The 24,766-nt window shown below is 64.7% G+C and carries 21 protein-coding genes; 7 read left to right on the forward strand and 14 right to left on the reverse strand.

Annotation, left to right across the window (positions count from 1 at the left end; all coding sequences use genetic code 11):
* Window positions 1-35: 35 nt before the first annotated feature.
* The 4 genes from acnA to dut form a co-directional block, all read right to left on the reverse strand.
* Window positions 36-2,912: an aconitate hydratase AcnA gene (gene acnA, locus ACN0RC_RS12025; RefSeq protein ID WP_417512009.1), complete on the reverse strand. Its 2,877-nt coding sequence runs from the start codon at window positions 2,910-2,912 to the stop codon at window positions 36-38.
* A gap of 106 nt (window positions 2,913-3,018) precedes the next feature.
* Window positions 3,019-3,735 (reverse strand): DUF3159 domain-containing protein, encoded by a 717-nt coding sequence (locus ACN0RC_RS12030; protein ID WP_417512011.1) that lies wholly within the window; start codon window positions 3,733-3,735, stop codon window positions 3,019-3,021.
* 38 nt (window positions 3,736-3,773) lie between these two features.
* Complete coding sequence (locus ACN0RC_RS12035) at window positions 3,774-4,364, reverse strand: DUF3710 domain-containing protein (protein WP_417512013.1); 591 nt, start codon at window positions 4,362-4,364, stop codon at window positions 3,774-3,776.
* Entirely contained in the window at window positions 4,361-4,831 is a 471-nt protein-coding gene (dut, locus tag ACN0RC_RS12040; protein ID WP_417512015.1) for a dUTP diphosphatase, read from the reverse strand. The genes ACN0RC_RS12035 and dut overlap by 4 nt, the downstream gene beginning before the upstream one ends.
* A gap of 12 nt (window positions 4,832-4,843) precedes the next feature.
* On the opposite strand from dut, the gene ACN0RC_RS12045 reads away from it, so the two are divergent.
* Complete coding sequence (locus tag ACN0RC_RS12045; RefSeq protein WP_417512017.1) at window positions 4,844-5,338, forward strand: DUF3093 domain-containing protein; 495 nt, start codon at window positions 4,844-4,846, stop codon at window positions 5,336-5,338.
* 58 nt (window positions 5,339-5,396) lie between these two features.
* Here ACN0RC_RS12045 and ACN0RC_RS12050 read toward each other — a convergent pair whose 3' ends face one another.
* Window positions 5,397-5,690: a DUF4193 domain-containing protein gene (locus ACN0RC_RS12050; protein ID WP_417512106.1), complete on the reverse strand. Its 294-nt coding sequence runs from the start codon at window positions 5,688-5,690 to the stop codon at window positions 5,397-5,399.
* A gap of 198 nt (window positions 5,691-5,888) precedes the next feature.
* Here ACN0RC_RS12050 and sepH point away from each other — a divergent pair, with 198 nt between their 5' ends.
* Window positions 5,889-6,956, forward strand: coding sequence for a septation protein SepH (sepH, locus tag ACN0RC_RS12055; protein WP_417512019.1), 1,068 nt, complete (start codon window positions 5,889-5,891; stop codon window positions 6,954-6,956).
* Between the two features lie 13 nt (window positions 6,957-6,969).
* On the opposite strand, the gene ACN0RC_RS12060 is transcribed toward sepH, so the two are convergent.
* The gene (locus tag ACN0RC_RS12060) at window positions 6,970-8,106 is read right to left on the reverse strand and encodes an alkaline phosphatase family protein (protein ID WP_417512021.1); all 1,137 of its coding nucleotides are present in this window, start codon (window positions 8,104-8,106) and stop codon (window positions 6,970-6,972) included.
* A gap of 44 nt (window positions 8,107-8,150) precedes the next feature.
* Between ACN0RC_RS12060 and ACN0RC_RS12065 the strand changes: the two genes are divergently transcribed.
* The gene (locus ACN0RC_RS12065) at window positions 8,151-10,595 is read left to right on the forward strand and encodes a DNA gyrase/topoisomerase IV subunit A (RefSeq protein ID WP_417512023.1); all 2,445 of its coding nucleotides are present in this window, start codon (window positions 8,151-8,153) and stop codon (window positions 10,593-10,595) included.
* A gap of 45 nt (window positions 10,596-10,640) precedes the next feature.
* On the opposite strand, the gene ACN0RC_RS12070 is transcribed toward ACN0RC_RS12065, so the two are convergent.
* Window positions 10,641-12,719, reverse strand: coding sequence for a DNA gyrase/topoisomerase IV subunit B (locus tag ACN0RC_RS12070; protein ID WP_417512025.1), 2,079 nt, complete (start codon window positions 12,717-12,719; stop codon window positions 10,641-10,643).
* Window positions 12,720-12,901: 182 nt separating this feature from the next.
* Between ACN0RC_RS12070 and ACN0RC_RS12075 the strand changes: the two genes are divergently transcribed.
* Entirely contained in the window at window positions 12,902-13,120 is a 219-nt protein-coding gene (locus ACN0RC_RS12075) for a hypothetical protein (RefSeq protein ID WP_417512027.1), read from the forward strand.
* Between the two features lie 47 nt (window positions 13,121-13,167).
* On the opposite strand, the gene ACN0RC_RS12080 is transcribed toward ACN0RC_RS12075, so the two are convergent.
* Genes ACN0RC_RS12080 through ACN0RC_RS12090 form a run of 3 tightly spaced genes read right to left on the reverse strand, consistent with a single transcriptional unit; the run spans window position 13,168 to window position 15,883 of the window.
* The gene (locus ACN0RC_RS12080) at window positions 13,168-14,217 is read right to left on the reverse strand and encodes an alanine racemase (RefSeq protein WP_417512029.1); all 1,050 of its coding nucleotides are present in this window, start codon (window positions 14,215-14,217) and stop codon (window positions 13,168-13,170) included.
* Window positions 14,205-14,894 carry an alanine racemase gene (locus ACN0RC_RS12085; RefSeq protein ID WP_417512031.1) on the reverse strand — a complete coding sequence of 230 codons (690 nt, stop codon included), beginning with the start codon at window positions 14,892-14,894 and terminating at the stop codon, window positions 14,205-14,207. Before ACN0RC_RS12085 ends, ACN0RC_RS12080 begins: the two co-directional genes overlap by 13 nt.
* Entirely contained in the window at window positions 14,891-15,883 is a 993-nt protein-coding gene (locus ACN0RC_RS12090) for a sugar-transfer associated ATP-grasp domain-containing protein (RefSeq protein WP_417512033.1), read from the reverse strand. The genes ACN0RC_RS12085 and ACN0RC_RS12090 overlap by 4 nt, the downstream gene beginning before the upstream one ends.
* A 127-nt stretch (window positions 15,884-16,010) precedes the next feature.
* On the opposite strand from ACN0RC_RS12090, the gene ACN0RC_RS12095 reads away from it, so the two are divergent.
* Window positions 16,011-17,045: a sugar-transfer associated ATP-grasp domain-containing protein gene (locus ACN0RC_RS12095; RefSeq protein ID WP_417512035.1), complete on the forward strand. Its 1,035-nt coding sequence runs from the start codon at window positions 16,011-16,013 to the stop codon at window positions 17,043-17,045.
* 3 nt (window positions 17,046-17,048) lie between these two features.
* Here the strand turns inward: ACN0RC_RS12095 and murJ are convergent, their stop codons facing one another.
* The 4 genes from murJ to ACN0RC_RS12115 all read right to left on the reverse strand — a co-directional run bounded on the left by murJ (window position 17,049) and on the right by ACN0RC_RS12115 (window position 21,766).
* A complete protein-coding gene (gene murJ, locus ACN0RC_RS12100; RefSeq protein WP_417512037.1) occupies window positions 17,049-18,638 on the reverse strand; it encodes a murein biosynthesis integral membrane protein MurJ in 1,590 nt (529 codons plus the stop codon).
* Between the two features lie 9 nt (window positions 18,639-18,647).
* Window positions 18,648-19,358: a coenzyme F420-0:L-glutamate ligase gene (locus tag ACN0RC_RS12105; RefSeq protein ID WP_417512039.1), complete on the reverse strand. Its 711-nt coding sequence runs from the start codon at window positions 19,356-19,358 to the stop codon at window positions 18,648-18,650.
* Window positions 19,355-20,662 carry an RNA polymerase sigma factor gene (locus ACN0RC_RS12110; protein WP_417512041.1) on the reverse strand — a complete coding sequence of 436 codons (1,308 nt, stop codon included), beginning with the start codon at window positions 20,660-20,662 and terminating at the stop codon, window positions 19,355-19,357. Before ACN0RC_RS12110 ends, ACN0RC_RS12105 begins: the two co-directional genes overlap by 4 nt.
* Before the next feature lie 159 nt (window positions 20,663-20,821).
* Window positions 20,822-21,766: a proteasome assembly chaperone family protein gene (locus ACN0RC_RS12115; RefSeq protein WP_417512043.1), complete on the reverse strand. Its 945-nt coding sequence runs from the start codon at window positions 21,764-21,766 to the stop codon at window positions 20,822-20,824.
* Between the two features lie 102 nt (window positions 21,767-21,868).
* Between ACN0RC_RS12115 and ACN0RC_RS12120 the strand changes: the two genes are divergently transcribed.
* A complete protein-coding gene (locus ACN0RC_RS12120; protein WP_417512045.1) occupies window positions 21,869-23,347 on the forward strand; it encodes a leucyl aminopeptidase in 1,479 nt (492 codons plus the stop codon).
* Entirely contained in the window at window positions 23,344-24,717 is a 1,374-nt protein-coding gene (gene lpdA, locus ACN0RC_RS12125) for a dihydrolipoyl dehydrogenase (protein ID WP_417512047.1), read from the forward strand. The genes ACN0RC_RS12120 and lpdA overlap by 4 nt, the downstream gene beginning before the upstream one ends.
* The last annotated feature ends 49 nt before the right edge of the window (window positions 24,718-24,766 follow it).

A 24,766-nucleotide genomic window follows, 5' to 3' on the forward strand; every position in this document is an offset into this window, starting at 1 on the left:
ATTCGATCGGAGCGGGCGCTTTACTGCGTAAGCAGTTATACGAGCTGACGAAGCACGTACTGCAGGATGCCGCCGTTGCGGTAGTAGTCGGCCTCACCGGGGGTGTCGATGCGAACCACTGCGTCGAACTCGACCGTCTGCTTGCCCTCAGGCGAGTGCTCGCTCGGCGCAGCCGTGACGCGCACCGTCTTGGGCGTGGTGCCGTTGTTGAGCTCTTCCAGGCCCGTGATCGAGACGATTTCAGTGCCATCGAGGCCCAGCGACTCCCAGCTCTCGCCAGCGGGGAACTGCAGCGGGACGACGCCCATGCCGATCAGGTTCGAGCGGTGGATGCGCTCGAAGCTCTCGGTGATGACAGCCTTGACACCCAGCAGGCTCGTGCCCTTGGCAGCCCAGTCACGAGAGGATCCCGAACCGTACTCCTTGCCACCGAACACGACCAGCGGAGTACCCGCCGCCTCGTAGTTCTGGCATGCGTCGAAGATGTACGACTGCGGAGCATCCGCCTTCGTGAAGTCACGAGTGAAGCCGCCCTCGACCTCAGCGCCGTCGTTGACTGCACGAACCAGCTGGTTCCTCAGACGGATGTTCGCGAAGGTTCCGCGGATCATCACCTCGTGGTTGCCACGGCGCGAGCCGAAGGAGTTGAAGTCCTTCTGACGGACTCCGTGCTCCTCGAGGTACTTCGCCGCTGGCGTGCCGATCTTGATGTTTCCTGCCGGGCTGATGTGGTCAGTGGTGACCGAGTCGCCCAGGGTCGCCATGACGCGCGCACCGGTGATGTCCGACACCGGGGTCAGATCCATCGTCATGCCCTCGAAGTACGGAGGACGGCGCACATACGTCGACTTGTCATCCCACTCGAAGATCGGTCCGGTCGGAGTCGGCAGGCTCGTCCAGCGCTCGTCACCGTCGAAGACCGTGGCGTACTGCTTGATGAACTGCTCGCGCGAGATCGACGAGTCGATGACTTCCTGGATCTCGGCGGGCGTGGGCCAGATGTCCTTCAAGAAGACATCGTTGCCGTCGCTGTCCTTGCCGAGTGCATCGGTCTCGAAGTCGAAGTGCATGGAACCGGCCAGTGCGTACGCGACCACGAGCGGAGGCGATGCGAGGTAGTTCATCTTCACATCGGGGCTGATGCGGCCTTCGAAGTTGCGGTTACCCGAGAGAACGGCCGTGACCGCGAGGTCGTGGTCGTTGACCGCAGCGGATACTTCCTCGATCAGTGGACCGGAGTTTCCGATACAGATCGTGCAGCCGTAGCCGACGGTGTAGAAGCCGAGACCCTCGAGGTCCTTGTCGAGACCCGACTTCTCGTAGTAGTCGGTGACGACCTTGGAACCGGGCCCGAGCGTCGTCTTGACCCAAGGCTTCTGCTTGAGGCCTTTCTCCCGCGCCTTGCGGGCGAGGAGACCTGCGGCCATCATGACCGACGGGTTCGACGTGTTGGTGCACGACGTGATCGCGGCCAGCGTCACCGCACCGTGGTCGAGAATGTAGCTCTCGCCGTCGGGTGTGGTCACCGGAACAGGCTTGGACGAACCGTTGACCCCGCTGGAGATGTGCACGGGACGCGTGTCGTGGTCCTCTTCGCCGGGGACTGCACCGGGGTCGGATGCCGGGAAGGAGTGCTTCGACTCGAGATCGACGATGTCGTCGGTGGTGCTCGGATCGGCGTAGCTGAGGATGTCCTGCTCGAACTGCGACTTCGCCTCGGACAGGAGGATGCGGTCCTGCGGGCGCTTCGGACCGGCGATCGACGGCACGACGGTGCTGAGGTCGAGCTCCATGTACTCGCTGAAGACCGGCTCCGTGTCCGCGTCGTGCCACAGGCCCTGCAGCTTCGCGTACGCCTCGACGAGGGCGATGGCCTGCTCGTCGCGGCCGGTCAGGCGCAGGTAGTCGGTGGTGACCTCATCGATCGGGAACATCGCGGCGGTCGAACCGAACTCCGGCGACATGTTTCCGATGGTTGCGCGGTTGGCGAGCGGCACGGATGCCACACCGGCACCGTAGAACTCGACGAACTTTCCGACGACGCCGTGCTTGCGCAGCATGTCGGTGATCGTGAGCACGACGTCGGTCGCGGTCACACCGGCGGGGATCTCACCGGTCAGCTTGAAACCGACCACGCGCGGGATCAGCATCGAGACGGGCTGGCCGAGCATGGCAGCCTCTGCCTCAATACCGCCGACGCCCCAGCCGAGCACGCCGAGACCGTTGACCATGGTGGTGTGCGAGTCGGTTCCGACACAGGTGTCGGGGTAGGCCTGCAGAACGCCGCCGTTAGTGCGGTCGTAGATGACCTTCGCGAGGTGCTCGATGTTCACCTGGTGGACGATGCCGGTGCCAGGGGGAACAACCTTGAAGTCGTTGAACGCGGTCTGGCCCCAGCGCAAGAACTGGTAGCGCTCACCGTTGCGCTCGTACTCGATCTCGACGTTGCGCTCGAGAGCGTTCTCGGAACCGAACAGGTCGGCGATCACGGAGTGGTCGATGACCATCTCAGCGGGCGAGAGCGGGTTGATCTTGTTCGGGTCGCCGCCGAGAGCGGTGACCGCCTCGCGCATCGTGGCGAGGTCGACGATGCAGGGCACGCCGGTGAAGTCCTGCATCACGACGCGCGCAGGCGAGAACTGGATCTCGGTGTTGGGCTCTGCCGCAGCATCCCACGCTCCGAGCGCCTCGATCTGCGCCTTCGTCACATTCGCACCGTCTTCAGTGCGAAGCAGGTTCTCAAGGAGCACCTTCAGGCTGAACGGCAGCTTTGCGAAGCCTGGAACCGTGTCAATCCGGAAGATCTCATAGTCGGTACTGCCGACTGTCAGGGTGCTCTTGGCACCGAAGCTGTTCACCGTGGACACGAATCCGTCTCCTTCTAGTCTGAGGGGAGCGACAGGCGCTTCCATCTTGCTCGCCTCCGCCGTTGGCTGCCAGCAAGGTGCACCTAACAGTGTGCGCCTGTCCTGCTCTCGGCGAAAGGTCGAGATTTATCTTGATGTCAAGATAAATCTATCATGCGTCGGAAGTGGATTCCTGCGACTCGCGCGGATACACGGCGCGCACGACGAGCCAGGAGACAGCGATCATCGGGGCGAACAGCGGAAGACCCATGATCAGCTTCAGCGTGCCGAGCGCCGTCACCTGATCGGTGAGATACAGCGGCAGCTGCACGGCCAGACGGGCGAAGAACAATCCCGCCCACGCGACGCCGAGCCACAGGAACGCGCGACGCTTGCGCTTGTCAGCACGCCATCCCATGGCGTCACCCATCAGGAAACCTGCGGCGATTCCGATCAGGGACCAACCGATGAGGGCTGAGACGAGCAAGACCGTGCCGTAGACGGCGTTCGTGATGAGACCGGGCACGAAGTTGTCTGCTCCTCGGCCCGTCCACAGCGCCAGGGCGGCCGCCGCGCCTGCAGCGACGAGACCCCCGAGCGCCGCCGAGGGCGGCGACTTCTGCACCAGCCTCACGATCGTGAAGACGGCCGCAAGTCCGACAGAAACACCGAGCGAAAGAATGAGCGGTTCTGGCTTGATCGTGAACAGGATCACGAAAGCGAGGCTCGGCAGCACCGATTCGAGGATGCCGCGCCACCCGCCGATCGCCGACCAGACGACCTTGTGCGTGCGGGAATCCTCGGCAGGATCGAGGCCCGCCCTGCGAGCCGCACCACCGAGTGCTGCGCCGATCAGGTCAGAAGCAGAACCGGTCTCGGTGGAGGCCACCTCGGGATGAGCATCCGGGCCCTGTGGGTCCGACGCGCTCACGCCGACCCGGGCGTTGCCGGCATCTTCAGCGGGATGAGATCCCGCGGCGGCATCGGGGATCCCCCGCGCACCACGACGATCGAGCGGAAGAGGTCTTCGACCTTCGCTGCGGCTTCAGGGTCGGATGCCGCAGCGCCACCGATCACGCCGCGCAGGAACCACCGAGGGCCATCCACGCCGATAAAGCGTGCGAGGTTGAGACCAGACCCCTCGGAGGCGGGCGCGGGAACCTCGGCCAGCAACTCCTTGCCGAGCGGCCCTTCGCGCTCTTCGACGCGCCCGCCCTGCTGGCGGACCTGGTCGACCAGCTGCATGCGCGTCTCGTGCCAGAGTCCCAGCGTCCGCGGAGCAGCGAACGGCTGCACCTGGAGCGAGGAATCCGCATAGTCGAGGCCGACGGCAACGATGCGCTTGGACTGCTCCTCCACCTCGAGGCGCAGATTCAGTCCCTCACGCGGGAGGATCTTGATCCCGCCCAGGTCGATGTACGGGCGAACGGGGTTCGCCTCTGACTCATCGAACGGCCCGTCCGTCGCACGGTTCGCGGGCGCCGACTTCGATGTGGGCTGTGTGATTTCTTCAGTCATTTCGTCTTTCCTGCCTGATCGGCGGTCTTCGCCGCCTGATATCCCGTGGACCCGAAACCATCTGCTCCGCGCGCACTGTCGGGGAGCTCATCGACCGGGATGAAGTTCGCTCGCGTCACCGGCATGATGATCAGCTGCGCGATCCGGTCCCCGACCGCCACATCGTACGCGCTGGAGCTATCGGTGTTGAGCAGACTCACTTTGATCTCTCCGCGATAGCCGGCATCGACGGTGCCAGGAGAGTTCACGATCGTGATGCCATGTTTGGCAGCCAAGCCACTGCGCGGGACGACGAACGCGGCGTACCCCTCCGGCAGCGCGATGCGCACGCCGGTCGCGACCAGAGCGCGCTCCCCTGGTCCGAGCCGCACGGCCTCGGCTGCGACGAGATCCGCACCTGCATCGCCGGGGTGGGCGTAGTGCGGGGTGACAGACGCGATAATGGGAAGATCAACGGAATCACTCACCCCACGAGGCTAATGCAGAACCACGACGCAGACACCCGCGTTCGCTACCGCGAGCGTCTTTCGCCGAGCCTGTGGATGCTGGTGGCCGCCGCGGTCGTCGCACCGATGGCGATGCTCGTGTTCACGCCGATCGGTGCGCTCCCTGGACTGCTGATCGGTGCAGCGGTCGCGCTCGCAGTCATTCTCGCGATGATCTTCGGATCGCCTCGCATCCGAATCGAAGGCACCACGCTCCGTGCGGGCCGCGCTCAGATCGATGCCCGCTGGCTCGGCGACGTGGTCGAATACACCGGCGAAGAGGCACGCGCGGCACGCGGACCGAAGCTGGCCGCTCGCGGCTGGCATCTGCTTCGCGGCGGAATCGACGGCATCGTGGTGGTGCAGAACATCGACCCGGGCGACCCGATCCCCAGTTGGACGATCTCCACCCGCACGCCCGATCGTCTTGCCGCCGCGATCCGCGCGGCCGAAGCAGACGCTGCCCGAGCCGCGCAGCTCCCGGCCTGAGACGACGATGCGCCCCTGACCAAAAGGCCGGGGCGCACGAACGTGAGTGCGTCTGCGATCAGGCAGCGCACTCCTTGCAGATGAGTCCATCTGCGCCTTCGTGGTCGAGCTGCGAGCGGTGCTTCACGAGGAAGCAGCTCATGCACGTGAACTCGTCCTGCTGCGCTGGCAGCACGACGACGTCGAGCTCGAGGTCAGAAAGGTCGGCTCCTGGGAGGTCGAAACTCGAGGGGTTGTCCGAGTCTTCGTCTCCGGTAGTGCCGGACAGCTTGTCCGGCACACGCTCCTTCAAGGCTTCGATCGACTCGGAGTCGTCTTCGCTCTTTCGGGGGGCGTCGTAGTCGGTTGCCATGCGGTAGATCTCCACGTTCATGGTGCTAGTGGGCGGTTCGCCGTCGGGTACGCGGCGGGCATAGTTTGCACGACGCGAAGGCATTTAGCAAATGACCTCGCGCATTCAAGACCAAACTCACGGCGCGCCCAGGGTATTCCCGTCTCGTCGGCGTGCTCCGTGACACCATGTTCGAACAGCCATCAGAGGGGCATTCGCATGGAAAACGTCACGATCGTCGGCACCGAAGACGACCTGCTGATCCTCGCCACCGGTTCCGGCGCGAGATTCGCTCTCCCCATCGACGATGTGCTCCAACGCGAGATTCGTCGCGCGCGCCGCCGCAACGACGACGGCGCTCCCCGAGTCACTGTCAGTCCGCGCGAAGTCCAGGCACACATCCGCGCCGGAATGTCTGCCGCTGAGACCGCCGAACTGCTCGGAGTCAGCGTCGAAGACGTTGCGAAGTTCGAGGGTCCGGTGCTCGCCGAGCGTGAGCATGTCGTCGGCCAGGCACTAGCGGTTCCCGTTCTCATCGGCAGCGACGTCGAGCCGGACGCGCAGCCCACGTTCGGTGCCGCCATCAGGGCGAAGCTGGCCGATCTCGGCGCGAGCGCTGAGCGCTGGGCCAGCTGGAAGGACGAGTCGGGCTGGATCGTGAAGCTCGAGTTCACCGCGGCTGAGGTCTCCCACGATGCGCGGTGGAGCTTCGACCCACGTCGCAGCTCGCTGGCTCCATTGAACGCCGACGCCACCCAGCTCTCTCGCCAGGGTTCGCTCCCCGAAGGACTGATCCCCCGTCTGCGGGCGGTAGAAGGGGACCGGACCGAGTCGCCGTACAAGGACGACAGCCGTTTCGACTCAGGAGCTTTCGGCCCTCGCAAGCTCCCGGCTCCCGAAGCAGACCTCGATGAGCCCCGCGGCCCCGAGCGCTCCGGCCCGGCTGCACAGGCAGCGGCGATGAACCGCGCGCCCGACCAGTCGACCACGAGCGCTGAGACCGCCGATCTCCTCGAGGCGCTTCGTCGACGACGAGGACAGCGCGAGAGCGCCCCATCGTCCAGCGAACACGACGAAGACGACTTCGATTCCAGCCCCAGCCCGATCGCACTGTTCGATTCCCTCGACGAGCCTCTGGATGAAGAGCCTGAGCCGGAGCCGTCTCCCGCACCGGCGCCTGCACAATCGCCGCAGGATGTCACGCAGGACAGCAGCGGACGCCGACGCCGACGCAATGCGATGCCGTCGTGGGACGAGATCGTCTTCGGCGCCCGCACCGACGACTGAGTTCTCGCCGGGCTCAGAGAGCGGTGGTGCTGAACGCGCCGCGGCGAATGTACGGCACTTGACGTTCTTCGGGGGTGAGTGCTCCGTGTTGGCCGATCATTCCCCGCGAGCGCTGATCCTTCGCAGTGCCGTCGTAGAAGGCCTTGTTGCCGCGTGAGATGACCACCAGGTCGCCGATACGCGCCGCGGCATCCGCGGTGACGACCGATCCGTACACTCCGGATGAGATCGCTTCCGCACGGGTGAGCACATCAGCATCCCCGTCGCTCTCGGTGCGCCAGTTCCGGCTTACGACATCCACCGCGGTATCCGGTTCGAGATACACGTGAAGCATGCGCGGTTCGCCACCGATGTGGCGGACACCATCCAACCGTGCATCACCGTGGTCCAGCACGATGTGTCGGTGAGCCGGCACATCGACCATCCCGTGATCCGCCGTGATGAGCACCCCGACGTGCTTCGGCGGCGTCACGGCAAGTGCATGATCGACTTCTTCGAGCGCAGCGATCCACTCACCCGAGTCCACGCCGTGTCTGTGACCTGCCTTATCGACTTCGGGCAGATAGCAGTACGTCAGCGACCCCGGGTTGTCGGTGGCGAGTTGATATGCGAGCCTGACGCGGTCCTCTGCCGATTGCGCTCCGAAGAATTCTGCTCCGCGCAGAGTCGCGCGGGTGAAACCGCTGCGGGCGTACTCCTGCATCCCCACGGCGAATGCACGGTGACCCCGCGCCGTCACCTGTTCGAAGATCGTCGGCTGAGGCTGCCAGATCAACGGGTCGATGCCGTCGGTCTCCCAGCCGGAGAGGACGTTCACCAACCGATCTCTCGAAGAGTCGAGCACGCGATAGCCGACGAGCCCGTGCATGCCGGGGGCCACACCGGTCACGAGCGAGGTGAGCGCGGCCGCTGTCGTCGTCGGGAACACCGAGTACGCGACATCCTTCTTCCCTACCCCCGCCACAAGATGCCTGGCGTGACCGGCATGAGCACGCAACTGGATCGCACCGAGGCCGTCGACGACGACGAGCACCACCGATCGGGCAGGCGCGAGAGCACCCGGTACCTGTTCCAGCACAGCGATCAGGTCGCCCGCCACCCCGTCGAGCATCCGCGCAGACGTCGGCACGGTCGGTAGAATCAGAGACATCCGGGCCAGTCTTTCACAGCGCCCGACGACGCCCCAGGAAGCACATGCCCCGCACTGAATCAGCCGAGCCCGCCGAGGAGCGCATCCAGGACATCGAACTGTCCAGCGAGATGCGAGGTTCGTTCCTCGAATACGCCTACTCGGTGATCTACTCGCGTGCGCTTCCGGATGCTCGTGACGGACTCAAGCCCGTCCAGCGCCGCATCCTCTACCAGATGGCCGAGATGGGGCTGCGGCCAGAACGCGGTCACGTCAAAAGCGCGCGCGTCGTCGGCGAGGTGATGGGAAAGCTCCACCCGCACGGTGATTCCGCGATCTACGATGCCCTCGTGCGTCTCTCCCAGGACTTCGCACTGCGGGTGCCGCTCGTCGACGGGCACGGAAACTTCGGCTCTCTCGATGACGGTCCCGCCGCATCCCGCTACACCGAGGCGCGACTGGCGGCCTCAGCGCTCTCGCTCACCGAGAGCCTTGACGAAGACGTCGTCGACTTCGTGCCGAACTACGACGGCCAGTTCCAGCAGCCTTCCGTGCTGCCTGCGGCATTCCCCAACCTGCTCGTCAACGGCGCGAGCGGCATCGCGGTGGGCATGGCGACCAATATGGCGCCCCACAATCTCATCGAGGTCGTCGCTGCCGCCATCCACCTGCTCGACAACCCGGACGCCACGACCGAGGATCTGATGGAGTACGTGCCGGGCCCGGACTTCCCCTCCGGCGGCATCCTGATGGGTCTCGACGGAGTCAAAGACGCGTATGCCAATGGCCGCGGTGCGCTGCGCGTGCGCGGCAAGGTCTCGGTGGAGCCGCTCGGGCCCCGGCGCACGGGGATCATCGTCACTGAGCTGCCCTACATGATCGGCCCTGAGCGCCTGATCGAGAAGATCCGGGATGCCGTGCAGGCGAAGAAGCTGCAGGGCATCAGCGACGTCAACGACCTCACCGACCGGCAGCACGGGCTGCGTGTGGCGATCGGCATCAAGACCGGATTCGACCCGAACGCTGTGCTCGAGCAGCTGTACCGTCTGACGCCGCTGGAAGACTCGTTCAGCATCAACAATGTCGCTCTCGTCCAGGGCCAGCCGCGCACGCTGGGCCTGAAAGAGATGCTCAGTGTGTATGTCGGCCACCGTCTCGAGGTCATCACCAGGCGAAGCCGCTACCGCCTCGCGCGTCGCGAAGAGCGCCTGCACCTCGTCGAGGGGCTACTCGTCGCGATCCTCGACATCGACGAGGTCATCCAGGTCATCCGCTCATCGGAAGATTCAGAAGAGGCGCGCAATCGCCTGCGTCAGGTGTTCGACCTCTCGGAGCTGCAGGCCGAATACATCCTCGAACTGCGTCTTCGTCGCCTCACAAAGTTCTCGCGCATCGAGCTCGAGGCAGAGCGCGACAAGCTGCTGGCCGAGATCGCTGAGCTGCGCGAACTGCTCGGCAGCGAGGCGCTTCTGCGCGCGCAGGTCGCACGCGAGCTGGATGCCGCGGCCGAAGCGCATGGCACCCCTCGCCGCACGATGCTGCTCAACGCCGCTCCTCCGAAGCCGCGCAGCACCAAGGGTCCTGTCGATCTTCAAATCGCCGACATGCCCACCGTCGTCGTGCTCTCCACGACCGGCAAGGCTGTGCGGGTCGACCTGGAAGACGGTCAGCTGCTGCAGCCTGCTGCGCGCCGGAGCAAGCACGATGCGGTGCTCACGTCGCTCACGACGACGACCAGGAGCGAGATCGGCGCGGTGACCAGTGCAGGACGAGTGCTGCGCTTCTCGCCCGTCGACCTGCCGTCGGCGCCGTCGTCAGCCGTGCACCTGTCGGCCGGAGTCGCGCTGCGCGACTACGTCGGCCTCCTGGACAAGAGCGAGCGCATCATCGGGATGCTGCGCTTCGACGACGACACGCCATACGCTCTGGGCACCCGCTCTGGCGTCGTCAAGCGCATCATCCCCTCGGCCCTTCCTGTGCGCCCCGAAGCCGAGGTCATCGGACTCAAACCCCGCGACGTCGTCGTCGGGGGCGCCTCTGCGCCGGACGACGCAGAACTCGTGTTCGTCACCTCTGATGCGCAGCTGCTGCACTACGCGGCATCCAACGTGCGTCCGCAGGGTGGCGGTGCCGGCGGCATGGCGGGCGTGAAGGTCGGAGCCGGCGCGGAGGTCATCTCATTCACCGTCGTCTCTGCTCCGGAGTCAGCGATCGTCGTGACGATCTCAGGTGCCGACGGCACGATCATCGGGACGGATGCCGGACGCGCGAAGACGTCGCTGTTCTCAGAGTTCCCTCCGAAGGGGCGCGCGACCGGTGGTGTTCGCGCACACTCGTTCCTGAAGGGCGAAGACCGGCTGCGCCTGGCGTGGGTCGGTCCGCAGGAGGCACTTGCCGTCGGAACAGATGGTGCTGCCAGGACTCTTCCGGAAGCCGGTGCGAAGCGTGACGGATCGGGACAGCCCCTCGACGCCGTCATCGGGTCAGTGGGAACGCACCTCGGCTCCTAGGCCTTCGGAGGGTTCAGGGATCAGGGTTCAGGGCTCAGCGAGACCTCAGGCGTCGATGGCCTCGCGCGAGAGCTGATCCGAAGACTCGACGATGAACTCGCGCCGCGGCGCGACCTCGTTGCCCATCAGCAGTTCGAAGACCCGACCAGCTTCCTCAGCATCTTCCATGCGCACGCGTCGCAGCAGACGACCGGATTTGTCCATGGTCGTGTTCGCGAGCTGGTCGGCATCCATCTCGCCGAGGCCCTTGTACCGCTGAATCGGCTCATGCCAACGCTTGTTCTGCTTGCGCAGCTTCGCCAGCAGCGTGTGCAGTTCCTGCTCTGAATACGTGTAGAGCGTCTCGTTCGGCTTCGAGCCCGGATTCATGACGATGACACGGTGCAGCGGAGGCACCGCTGCGAAGACGCGCCCCTCATCGATCAGCGGACGCATGTAACGGAAGAAGAGCGTGAGCAGGAGGGTGCGAATATGCGCACCGTCCACGTCCGCATCGCTCATCAGGATGACCTTGCCGTAGCGCGCCTGTGAGATGTCGAAGGTGCGACCAGAACCCGCACCGATCGTCTGGATGATCGCTGCGCATTCGGCATTGGAGAGCATGTCGCCGACAGAAGCGCGCTGGACGTTGAGGATCTTGCCTCGGATCGGCAGGAGCGCCTGCACCTCGCTGTCGCGAGCTCGTCGGGCCGTGCCGAGCGCAGAATCGCCCTCGACGATGAACAGCTCGCTGCGCGCGACATCGTGCGAACGGCAGTCCACGAGCTTCACCGGAAGCGACGAGGACTCCAGCGCGTTCTTGCGTCGCTGGGTCTCTTTGTGTGCGCGCGCGGAGACGCGCGCCTTCATCTCAGAGACGACCTTGTCGAGCAGCTGACTCGTCTCGCTCTTGTCATCGCGCTTGGTGGAGGAGAACCGAGCGCCGAGCTCCTGGCGCAGCACCTGGGAGACGATCTGGCGGACCGCCGGGGTGCCGAGGACCTCTTTGGTCTGGCCTTCGAACTGCGGTTCTGGGACCTCGACGGTGAGCACCGCGGTCAGGCCCGCCAGCACATCGTCCTTCTCGACCTTGTCGTTGCCGACTTTCAATCGGCGTGAGTTCTGCTCGACCTGCGCACGCAGGACCTTGAGCAGCTCCTGCTCGAAGCCCTGCTGGTGCGTTCCGCCCTTGGGTGTGGCGATGATGTTGACGAACGAGCGGGTCACCGTGTCGTAGCCGGTCCCCCATCGCATCGCGATGTCAACGCGACATTCGCGTTCGACCTCGGTCGATGCCATGTGGCCGTCCGACTGCAGCACCGGCACGGTCTCCTTGAATGTGCCGGAGCCCTGAATGCGCCAGGTGTCGGTGATCGGAGCATCCATTGCGAGATATTCGACGAACTCCGAGATGCCGCCCTGGTAGAGGTAAGAGGTCTCCTTGGACTCTTCGCCGCGCTCGTCCCGAACGACCAGTTCGAGGCCGGGAACGAGGAACGCTGTCTGCCGTGCGCGATTCTCGAGCTCACCGAGCTGGAATGCCGCGTCCTTCGTGAAGATCTGACGGTCCGCCCAGTAGCGGACGCGGGTCCCGGTGACGCCGCGCTTGGTCTTGCCGATCACGCGCAGTTCACTGCTCTTCTCGAACGGCGTGAACGGCGCATCCGGCCGCTTCTCGCCCGTGTCTGCGAAAAGCCCGGGCTCTCCGCGTCGGAACGACATCGCGTACGTCTTACCGCCACGGTCGACTTCGACATCGAGACGTTCGGAGAGTGCGTTGACGACGGACGCGCCGACACCGTGCAGACCACCGGATGCCGCGTACGAGCCGCCACCGAATTTTCCACCGGCGTGGAGCTTCGTGTACACGACCTCGACACCCGTCAGCCCCGTGCGCGGCTCGATGTCCACCGGAATGCCGCGCCCGCGGTCGTGGACCTCGACGCTGCCGTCCGGGTGCAGGATCGTATCGATCTTGGTGCCGTTGCCATCGACAGCCTCATCGACTGCGTTGTCGATGATCTCCCAGAGGCAGTGCATGAGACCGGGTGAGCCGTTTGACCCGATGTACATTCCGGGGCGTTTGCGGACCGCTTCGAGCCCTTCAAGCACCTGAAGATGATGGGCAGAATACTCGCTGGTCACAAGGGTCGATTCTATTCCTCACGCGGCTCGGCCGGGCTCAGACACTCCCCAGACACCGCGTACCTGCAGCGTTGCGTACGCGGTGAGCGAAACACGCCGCCTTCCGGGCATGACGTACAGCAGAGCGTGGTTGTATTGAGGACATTCGAAGAAGCGACGCCGATACCCGAGGAGGCACCGAGATGAACGCTACGACCGAACGTGATACCTCCACTGTCGAGTACCGTCTGACGGCTGCGGACCGTTGCGACTCCTGCGGAGCGCAGGCCTATGTCGCCGCTGAGGTCAACGGCTCCGAGCTGTTGTTCTGCGCACACCACGGACGCAAGTACGAAGAGAAGCTGCGCACCATTGCCACGTCGTGGCACGACGAGACCGCGCGCCTCGTCGACGCAGTCTGACCGTTCTCAGACCACGCACTGTCTCAGAGTCGTGACCCGCAGCTTCATCAGCGGGTCGCGACTCTTCTCACTGCCGGGGTGAGCCGGGTGAGGATCTCCTCGCCGACCGTATCGATGTGCTCGGCAAGAGCAGTCGCATCTCCCTCACCCTGAGCGCCCGGCCCGAAGATGTTCACGACATCACCGGCGGCTGCGCCTGCCCACCCCATCACAGTCGAGCGGTCGTCACTGATCTCTGTGATCGCACGCGGCCCTGCGGGAGTGCCGATTGTCGCGCCGCGCAACGTCGAGGGCAGTCCGTGCAGCGCGCCGATCCCGACGTCGACACCGCCGTCGCGCACGTCGAGAACGCGCGCACGCAGGGTCGCAACCGGGTGGATGCCGGGAATCTGCGGACCGTCAGCAGAACGGATGCCGTAGCAGAACGCACCGATCCGACACACGGTGCCGCGAAGCTCCGGTCGCCACCATGATGCAGCAGACGCGGTCAGATGCGTGTCCACGGGCTCGATGCCCTGGCGGTGAAGTTCGTCCAGCGCGACTCTGAATTGGGCTGCGGCGTCATCATCCTCGCGGTCGCTCGCTTCGGCCAGGTGACTCCAGATGCCCGCGATATCCAGGTGGCCTGCCCGCTGCGCGTCCGCTGCCGTGGATACGAAGGCAGGCCAGTCCTCCGGCCGGATGCCGTTGCGATGCAGCCCGGTGTCGATCTTCAGATGCACGACAGCGGAGTTCCCGCTGGCTCGTGCCATCCGCACCACCCGCTCGAGATACTCGACGCTGCCGATGCCGAGCTCGAGAGCAGCATCCAGCGCTGCAGCAATCTCTTCGTCATCGGAGATCGTCCAGGCGAAAACGCGGGCCTGCGGGCGGCGGGATCGGATGCGCAGCCCCGTCTGCACGTCGAAGCTGCCGAAGCTGTCGAGCACCGTGTCGTCGGCGAGTGCGTCCAGCGTCCACTCGATGCCGTGCCCGTACGCGTCGTCTTTCATCGCGAACATCAGTTTTGCCGGAGCGATATGGGCGCGCACCGCAGCGACGTTCTGTGCGAGCTGCGAGGCAGAGAGCTCGAGCACCGGCGTTATCAGTCCGCCCATTCGCGCACCGCCTTGGCACCCGCTGCGGCGACGAGCTCGGTCGCACGCATCCCGGTTACACGTGTCCAGGTCGCGAGTTCAGCCACTGCCGCCCCCGCACCGAAGTAGACGATCTCCGTCCCCAGATCCTCAGCGGCGTCGCTGGCCTGCAGATCGACAACGCAGACATCCATGGCGACTCGGCCGACGATCGGCCGCAGCTTCGTCCCCACGCCGACCGCCGCGTGATTGCCGAGAGCCCGCACGATCCCTTGCGCGTAACCACCGGTGACGAGCGCGATCGTCGTGTCGCTCTCAGCTCTGTGCGTATAGCCGTAGGAGACGGCCTCGCCGGCGCGCAGCGGTTTCAGCGAGAGAACCCGCCCGGTGAGCGACATCACCGGGACCATTCCGGCACCGGGCAGCCCGTAGAGCGCCTCGGCGCTGATGTCTGCCTGTGCGCTGAGCACCGCATCGATTCCCTCGGCCACCAGCGTGGCGGCGATCGACGAGTCATCGACGAGGATCCGCTCGACGCCCGCATCATGCACGATCCGCGCACTGTGCAGCACGCCGTGTCCGAACGCATCTCCGCGCAGATCGGCGACCGCTCCCCCGGCGCCGACCGCTGCCCGCGCGTTCGCACGGAGCGCGACTCGGGAGATGACCGCGCGCGGAAGGCTGCCGGATGCCGTCACTTCCTGCTGGCCTCGATCACAGAACGATGCCGCGCACGGCTGCCGGTGCGGATGCCGGTGGCACTGACGCGCGTCTCGTAGAGCCCCGGCGTCCAGTTGCCCTCGATGAGGAGTGGTCCAACTGGTGTGACAGCGACGTCCCACCCGAGATACGGCACGGTGGGAACTTCTTTGGCTGCGCGCGTGACGAGATCTACGACCTGATCCCACATGGGCACCTCGAAGTCGACGATCGACTTGCCGGAGTCGGGGTGGGTCTCGTAGCGCGACTTGTGTTTGCCAGTATGGCCGGGCCCGAAGGATCTGCCGTTCTCATCGATCATCGTGAAGAAACCACCCCACGTGAACTGATCGCTCACCGCACCTCGTCCGAACTTCTGCGCCGCCATCAGCACATGAACCTTCTCGCCGTCGAAGAAGGTCGCCACTCGGGTCGTGTTCACGGTGCCCTCGCAGTATTCGGAAAGATACGGATGCTGCACGACACGCTGTTCGATCAGTCGCTGCCCCTTGTCGAGGAGCTCTTGACGGAACGCATCCCAATCCGTGACATCTGCCGCTTCGTAGCGGAAGACGCCCTTGCCCTCACGGCCAACGGGGGTCTTGGCAATGAACACCGGGTTCTTCTCGGCGAAAGCGCGGAAGCCTGCAGCATCCGTCTCATCGAGGTCAAGCCATTCGCGCCCCACGTACTCGGCGAAACGCTTGTTGAAGGTCAGCTTGTTCTCGAACTGGAGCACGTCGACGGGGTCATTCACCGCCTGTGCGAGGTGATGCTGGATCAGCGACGTCATGAACGTCTTGCGCTCAGCTTTTGTCAGAAGCGCGAAGTCCGCTTCGTAATAGTCGATGTATGCGGTGTCGTGAAAAGCAGCCCACACGAGCATGTCGACGAAGATGCGGGGGGTCCATTTTCCCTGCTCCTCCCCGATCTGGGAAGCGAATGTCCACACTCGGCGGACATCGAACGACTTCAGTCGTCTGAGCATGTATTTCAGGCGCGCAGTGAGCGCGACGTCTCGAGACAAAACAACCCTTCCGAGATGGACGATCAGTCTCCCATCGTAGTCGGCTGACCCGCACGGTCGATGGGAGCCTCCATGTTAAGCTGGGCGGGTGGATCAGAAGCTTTTGCGCGTTCGGTATCTCATCGACCGGGCGCGGCGACTGAATCCGACGCAGCTGATCGAACTCGCCCGGCAGTCCAAACGAGTCTCGAGAGCTCCCCTCCCCGTCATCATCGGCGACATGCTGTGGTGCTCGGTGCGCTATGAGATGGGCTTCCGCGACTACGCCGTGTGGGACATCCGCATGCTCAACGCGCGCGAACGCGCCACGTGGATGACACATCCCAAGGCGTTTCGACTCAACAAGACGCTCAACGGCCCCGACTCCCGAGTGATTCTCGGCGACAAGGTCCGGTTCCTCACCGACTTCGCAGACATGGTCGGCCGTGAGTGGATCGACGCAGCGACGGCGACCGCATCCGAGCTGCGGGCATTCCTCGCCCGTCACCCTCGCATCATCGCCAAGCCGGCGGCCGGAGAAGGCGGCGCAGGGATCGCGATCTTCGACACCGCCGACATCTCTGATGTCGCGGCGTGGCAGACCGAACGCATCGCCGCAGACCAGACGCTGCTCGAGCAGGTGCTCAGCCAGCATGACGATCTGAATGCGATCTATCCCGACAGCGTCAACACCGTTCGGATGATCACTTACCGCGATCCTGCGGACCAACTGCACGTCATCGCTTCTGTTCTGCGCATCGGCAACGGTGCGGTCATCGACAACTTCGCCTCCGGCGGCATGTTCACCATGCTCGACGATGACGGCGTGGCCCTCTATCCGGGCGTCGACAAGCAATCGAATATCTTCGCTGAGCACCCGGTCACGGGGACGACGATCAAGGGCACGAAAGTTCCGTTCTACGCCGAGGTCGTCACAATGATCGCCGAAGCGTCCAAGCGCCTGCCATCGGTGCCGTACGTCGGATGGGACATCGCCATCACCCCCGAGGGCCCCGCGCTCATCGAAGCCAACCACAACTCGAGCGTGTTCCAGGTGAAGCCTTCAGTGTCCGGCATCCGTACGGGGCTGCTCTACCGCTATCGTGACGCGATCGGCGCCGAGATCGTCGACAGCCGGCGCTGAGCGTCAGCCGCGTCGACGGCGAACTGCACTGACCGCAACAGCGAGCTCCGGAGCCCGCAAGAGCGCCAGCAGCGCAACGTACACCAGCACGCTCACGCTGCCGATGAGCGCTGCCCCCAGTGCACCCTGAAGCATGCCCTGAAGCATCCAGCCGTCGACACCACCGGCGAGCACGAAGACTCCCCAGCCGGCAGCGCCTGCGGGAATCGCGGCGAGGATGAAACGCGCCATCGCCCACCAGGTCGGGCCGAGACCGAGTGGACCGATCTTCCGACGCAGCAAGGAGGTCGCGATAATCGTCTGCACGATCCCGACGACTGACTGCACGAGTGCAACCGCGGCGGCGAGGTACGCCACCGAGACGGTCGCGGCCACCACGAGGGTTCCTGCCAGAACAAGTGCTCCTTGAATGACTGTGAAGATGAAGGGCGTCCGGGCATCGCCGTAAGCGTAGAACGTTCGCTGCACGATGAAAAGCACGCCCATCGGGATGAGGCTGACCAGATAAGCGATGAGCACAGGGGCCATCGCGCTCGCGTCAGAAGGCGTATTGCTGAAAACGCGGGAAGCCGGAATCGCCGCGGCAGAGACGGCAGCGACGGCGATCACGGTGAAGACGCCGAGGACGCGGATCGACTGCCCCACGTCGGCGCGCAGCTCTTCATGACGCTCGGCTGCGGAGTGCTCGCTGATACGCGTGAAGTAGGGCGTCCCGATCGCGAGGATGATCATCGAGTACGGCAGCATGTAGACCAGCCAGGCGTACTGCGAGGCTGCGGCAGACGCGTGCTCCCCCGATGCGGTAGTCACCGTGAGCGACTGCACGATGCCGACCCCCTGACCGATGAGGGTCGTGAGGAACGTCCAGGTCGCGAGCTTGCCCATGCGGCTGAGGCCCATGCCTCGCCAGCGGAAGTCGAGCTTGAGCGGAATGCCCGCCTTGCGCCAGAAGAACATCAACACGATCAGCTGGGCGATGACGCCGAAGGTTGCGGTGCCGGCCAGCGTGAGCACCATCGACGAGTCCCAGCCGTCGAGGGTACTTCGATCCTGTCCGAAGAGCACGATGAACAGAACGAACCCCGCGATGGAAACGACGTTGTTGACGATCGGTGCCCACGCGTAGGGGGCGAATATCTTGCGCGCGTTCAGGATCTCGCCGAGCAGTGCGAACATGCCGTAGAAGAACAGCTGGGGAATGCACCAGTAGGCGAACTGGGACGCGAGAGCGAACTGCTCAGGCGACTTGAAGTTCGAGTAGAGATCGATCAGCAGCGGCGCGCAGAGTGTCGCGATCACCGTCACGACGCCCATGATCAGCAGTCCGAGAGTGAGCAGCTTCGCGAGGAAGTCGTGTCCTCCGTCACGCTGGGCGCTGACGCGCACCACCTGTGGCACGATCACCCCGGTCAGCACACCCGCGGATATCACCATGTAGATGCTGCTGGGCAGCTGGTTGGCGACCGCGAAGGCATCCGGCACCTTGCCGAACGAATTGATCGCTATGACGAGGACGACGGTGCGTAAGAGACCCGTGAGGCGCGAAGTCAGCGTCCCGGCGGCGATCATCGCACTGGCGCGGCCCAGTCCCATAGGTGCGTCTCAGACCGTCCGGATGATGCCCAGTGGGGTGGACTCGCGTCCCTGCCCGAGAGGGTTGTCCTTCAGGATGCGCAGCAGGCGCTGTTCACCGGCATGATCAAGCGTTGATCCCAGGATGTTGCCACCAAGATCGTTGATGTCGACGACAGCCACATCGGCCTTGCCGCCGATGAGGGTCTTCAGGTGAGCTGAGACCTGGCGCGGGTTTTTCGGGCCCAGCACGACTGCCTCGTTGTACGGAGGGATCGTGTGCTTGGTCGGGCCGTCGATGGCGCGCGCCTTGTCGCCGGCGATCCGGTAGAAGTCGCCCTTGCGGCCGAATGCCTTGGTCACCGCTGCGACAGCCGCCGCGAAAAGAATCCGCGGCGTACCGCACTCCCGGAGCGCCATCTCCATGGTCTCGGGCATGCCGAGACCGATCCCATACGGCGTACGGGTAACGTACTTCGACAGGAAGAGAGCGAGCTTGCGAGGCTCGATCTCATCGAGACGATAAGACCGGCCCTGCGTGATCGCCACGATCTTCTCGGTCACGAAGAGCAGATCACCGGGCAGCACAGCGGATGCCGCGTACTCAGTGATCACCGCATCCAGATCGTCCTCAGGCATGACCACGCGCGTCCGCAACGGGATGCGCGCGTAGGTCGTGCCTTCGATCGTTGTTTCGAGCGCCTTGCCCTCGTTCGCGGTGCCGGCGTTCTCCTGGCTCATTCGAGATAGTCCCGCAGCGACTGCGAACGGCTCGGGTGGCGCAGCTTCGCCATGGTCTTCGACTCAATCTGGCGGATGCGCTCACGCGTGACGCCGAAGGTGTCGCCGATCTGGTCGAGAGTCTTGGGCTGGCCATCGCCGAGGCCGAAGCGCATGCGGATCACGCCTGCCTCACGCTCGGAGAGCGAGTCGAGCAGCTGCTCGAGCTGACGCTGCAGCATCGTGAAACCGACGGCATCCGCTGGCACGACCGCCTCGGTGTCCTCAATGAGGTCACCGAACTCGCTGTCGCCGTCCTCACCGAGAGGAGTGTGCAGCGAGATGGGCTCGCGGCCGTACTTCTGCACCTCGACGACCTTCTCAGGCGTCATGTCGAGCTCACGGCTGAGCTCTTCAGGAGTGGGCTCACGGCCCAGGTCCTGCAGCATCTGCCGCTGAACACGCGCGAGCTTGTTGATGACCTCGACCATGTGCACCGGGATGCGGATGGTGCGGGCCTGGTCAGCCATTGCGCGCGTGATCGCCTGGCGAATCCACCACGTGGCGTAGGTCGAGAACTTGAAGCCCTTGGTGTAGTCGAACTTCTCGACGGCGCGGATGAGACCGAGGTTGCCCTCCTGGATCAGGTCCAGGAACTGCATTCCGCGGCCCGTGTAGCGCTTGGCGAGAGAGACGACGAGGCGAAGGTTCGCGCCGAGCAGGTGGCTCTTCGCGCGCTGGCCGTCACGAGCTACCCACTGCAGGTCGAGGCCCAGCTGGCTGGTCTTCTCAACCGCGGACATGGCCGACAGCTTCTCTTCGGCGAAGAGCCCGGCCTCGATGCGCATAGCGAGCTCGACCTCTTCGGCCGCGTTCAGCAGGGCGACCTTGCCGATCTGCTTCAGGTAGTCCTTGACAGGGTCAGCGGTCGCACCGGTGATCTGCGTCGAGTACACCGGAACGTCGTCTTCGTCCTTCGACGTGAGGACGATGGCGCCGGTCGGCAGCGGCTCGGTGAAAGCCGGTTTCTTGTTCTCTTCTTCTTCAGGCTCTTCGACGATGTCTTCGGAAGCCTGCGCTTCGGCGACGGGGTCGTCGGCCTTCTTGCGCTTCGCGGGAGCCTTCTTCGCAGCCGGCTTAGCGGCAGCAGGAGCCTTCTTCGCAGCCGGCTTAGCGGCCGCGGGCTTCTTCGCCGCAGGCTTCTTAGCGGCTGCAGTCTTCTTCGCCGTCGTCGAGGTCACGGTCTCATCCGTCTCGACAGCGTCGGCTTCAGCGGTGGTCTTCGTTTTGGTCGTCCGGGAGTTCTTGGTCGCGGCAGGAGTCACGTTTCGCCTTTCACGGAGCGGCGCGCCCGCCCCGGGACATTTCGGACACTAGTAAGACCCTTGTCAAGTCTTCCACGCGAGCGCGGATGATTGACAACGGGTCGGATTACCAGTATCTCACATGAATTGCGTGCCGGATGCAACGTGTAATGCAGACGGTCAGGACCGCGAACGCTTGTCGTCATCGCCGGGCGGCCGTGTGGCGAGGTAGCGCTCGAGCTCAGCGGCCAGCTCATCGGCGCTCGGCAGATCGCGCTCGTCGAACCCGCCGTCATCGAAGCGGTCACCGTCTTCAGGGTCTCGTCCCGCCATGTAGGAGTCGTAACGGTTCTCGAGTGTGTGGATCATCTGCCGGAGCTCGTCATTGTTGGCCACCTGATCGTTGACCTTGACGAGATACTCCTCGCGACTCTCGCGCAGATCGTCGAGCGCCAGCACGATTCCCGTCGAGCCCATCACCCGGTCTGCTGCCGCGATGACGGCCTCGGGATACTCGGTCTCTGCCAGGTAGTGCGGCACGAGGAGGACGAAGCCGACGACCCGATCTCCCCGCTCAGCGAAGCGGTACTCAAGCAGATGCCCCGCGGTGCCAGGAACCTGGGTGCGTGGACGCCATACCGAGAGACTCGCGGTGATCTCCTTGCGGTTGCCGCTCACCGTGGTGCTGATGGGCCTCGTATGCGGAACCGGCATGGCGATTGAATGCACCCATGTGATGCCCGAGACCGCGAACTCGTCCACGAAGTCCATCACCGACTGCGTGAACGCATTCCAGGCGAAGTCGGGCTCATAGCCGGAGAGCAGCAGGAACTGCTGACCGAGTGTGTCATGCGCGATCGACAGCTCCAGTCGCGCAGGACGGTACTCGGTCAAGTGATCCTGCTCGAACACGAAGACAGGGCGACGTGCCCGATAGTCAAGCAGAACATCGTTGTCGTAGATCGCGATCGGCTGCGGGTCCGTGACATCGCGCAGATGCTCGATCAATCCGGACACCGCATTGCCCGCGTCTGTGAAGCCGGTGATCAGAATGACCAGCGGGAGTCCCTGCGGGACGGCGGGTGCGTTCGAGACGCGTTCGTACAGCTCTCCGGGGACGGGCATGCTTCCATGCTACGAGTCGTCGCCGCCGGGAGGGGCGCAGTGGTCTCGCTCACAGCGAACATGCCTGGAGTGCTCGCGGCATCCGGTGCCTAGGATGGAGGCATGACGCTTCCTGCGCTCTCGCACACAACTGATCCGTTTCCCGGAAGCGCTGCAGACGCCGCAGTGCTCCTCGTTCCTGAACTCGAGGCGTACCCTGATGCCCTGGATGCCTATCCAGGATTGAAGGACGTGCTGGTGGCCATCGGCTTCACCGGCTCTGCCTCTGCATTCGCACGGGTTCATCTGCCTTCGTTCACCGAACTTCCCTTCGCGGTGGTCGGCGCCGGCAAAGTGGTGAGCGCAGCCACCGTCCGCGACGCGGCCGGCACCGCGCTCCGCACCCTCACCGGCTTTGACAGCGTCGCACTTGCTCTCGCAGGCCCGCTCGACGAGTTCGCCGCGGCCGCCGCAGAAGGCGCCGTCTACGGCGGGTATCGCTTCGAGGGGTACCGTGCCAAGGCGGGCAAGAGCCGAGCGGATGCTGTCAGCGTGCACAGCTCGACCATCACTGATGAAGAAGCCACCCGCGCCCGTGTGCTGGGCGACGCCCTCGCACTGGTTAAGGACCTCGTCTCGGTTCCCGCCGAGTGGCAGAGTCCGGCAGATCTTGCGCAGAGCGCAGTGGATGCTGTCGCCGACCTGGACGTCTCCGTCGAGGTCCTCGACGAGCAGGCGCTCGCCGAACAGGGTTTCGGCGGCGTTCTCGGCGTGGCACAGGGCTCGGACCGCCCGCCCCGCGTGGTGCACCTGGATTACTCGCCCGAGGGCGCCACGAGCCACATCGCTCTGGTGGGCAAGGGCATCACCTTCGACACCGGTGGCCTCTCGCTGAAGCCTGCGGCCTCCATGGTCGGCATGAAGTTCGACATGGCGGGCTCAGCCACCGTGCTCGCCACGCTGCGCGCGATCGCCGAGCTCAAGCTGCCCGTCCGCGTCACCGCGTGGATGTGCATCACCGACAACATGCCCTCAGGCAGCGCAACACGCCCGGGCGACGTCCTCCGGATGCGCGATGGACAGACCGTCGAGGTGCTCAACACGGATGCCGAGGGACGGCTGGTCCTCGCGGACGGCCTCGTGTCAGCAAGTCGTGAGAACCCGGATGTCATCTTCGATGTGGCAACTCTCACCGGCGCGATCCTCGTAGCACTCGGTCACCGGCACACCGGGGTGATGGGTGATGATGACGCTGTCAGGGAATATCTTGCGGCCACCGAGACCGCCGACGAGCTCGCCTGGGCGCTTCCGCTGCCGAGCTACATGGAGGATTCGCTCGACTCCCCCATCGCCGACATGATCAACGCCAACATGGGCGACCGCGCCGGTGGTTCCATGTTCGCTGGACTCTTCCTGCAGCGCTTCGTCGGCCGGGTCTCCGATGAGCCGGACGCTGAGCGCATTCCGTGGGTGCACCTTGACATCGCGGGCTCCTCGGAGAACGGCAGTGCACCGTATGGATTCACCGATAAGGGCGCGACCGGCGCAACTGTGCGCTCGCTCGTCGCCTACGCCGAAGCACGAGCCACGGAGGGCCGATGACCGCGCACACCTTCGACATCGTCATCCTCGGCGGTGGAAGCGGCGGCTACGCCGCAGCACTCCGGGCCGCCGAGCTGGGCAAGAGCGTCGCGCTGATCGAGAAGGACAAAGTCGGTGGCACCTGCCTGCACCGCGGCTGCATCCCGACCAAGGCACTGCTGCATGCCGCTGAGGTCGCAGACCACGTCCGCGATGCGGCATCCGTCGGTGTGAGCGCGACTTTCGGTGGCGTGGATGCTGTCGGCGTCCGCACCTACCGCGAGAACATCGTCGCCAAGAAGTACAAGGGCCTGGAGGGCCTGATCAAAGCGCGTGGCATCACGACCGTGGGCGGCACTGGTCGGTTGAATCCTGACCGCACGGTCTCGGTGGGCGATGACGTGTACGCGGGCACCGATGTGATTCTCGCAACCGGTTCGTACAGCCGGTCCCTGCCAGGGCTCGACATCGGCGGGCGCATTCTGACCAGCGAGCAGGCCCTCGCACTGGACGTCGTTCCCGAGCGTGTGCTCGTGCTCGGCGGCGGGGTCATCGGAGTCGAGTTCGCGAGCGTCTGGCGCTCCTTCGGCGCCGAGGTGACGATCATCGAGGCACTGCCCCACCTCGTACCCAACGAGGACATCGCCCTGAGCAAGGGACTCGAGCGTGCTTTCCGCCGCCGCGGCATCAAGTATTCGCTGGGCACCCGCTTCCAGAAGGCCGAGCAGGATGACACGAGCGTCACTGTCACTCTCGAGGACGGCACGTCCTTCAGCGGCGACTATCTGCTGGTCGCGGTCGGGCGAGGGCCGGTCACTTCCGATCTCGGTTTCGAAGAGGCCGGAGTCACCCTCGACCGCGGTTTCGTCACCGCAGATGAGGAGCTGCGCACTTCGGCGCCTCATGTCTGGGCTGTCGGCGACATCGTGCCGGGCCTCCAGCTCGCTCACCGCGGATTCCTGCAGGGCATCGCTGTGGCCGAGCGGATCGCGGGGCTCTCGCCTGCTCCGATTCCCGAGTCGCAGATTCCGAAGATCACGTACTGCAATCCGGAAGTCGCGTCTGTCGGAATCACCGAAGAGGCCGCTATCGCCGCGCACGGCGCCGCCAGCGTCGTCTCCTACGAGTACAACCTCGCCGGCAACGGCAAGAGCGAGATCATCGGCACGAGCGGTCTCGTGAAGGTCGTCCGTCTCAAGGATGGTCCTGTGGTGGGTGTCCACCTGCTCGGCGACCGTGTGGGAGAGCTCATCACGGAAGGTCAGCTCGCCGTCGCATGGGAAGCCCATCCCGAAGATATTGCCCCCCTTATCCACGCGCATCCGACGCAGAGCGAGGCCCTCGGCGAGGCATTCCTCGCACTCGCCGGAAAACCATTGCACGCTCTCTGAACACCAACCGGTGTCAGGGTCACTAAGCTGAACACGTCATAAACATTCT

This window comes from Microbacterium sp., from assembly GCF_048259935.1.
Lineage (GTDB): Bacteria > Actinomycetota > Actinomycetes > Actinomycetales > Microbacteriaceae > Microbacterium.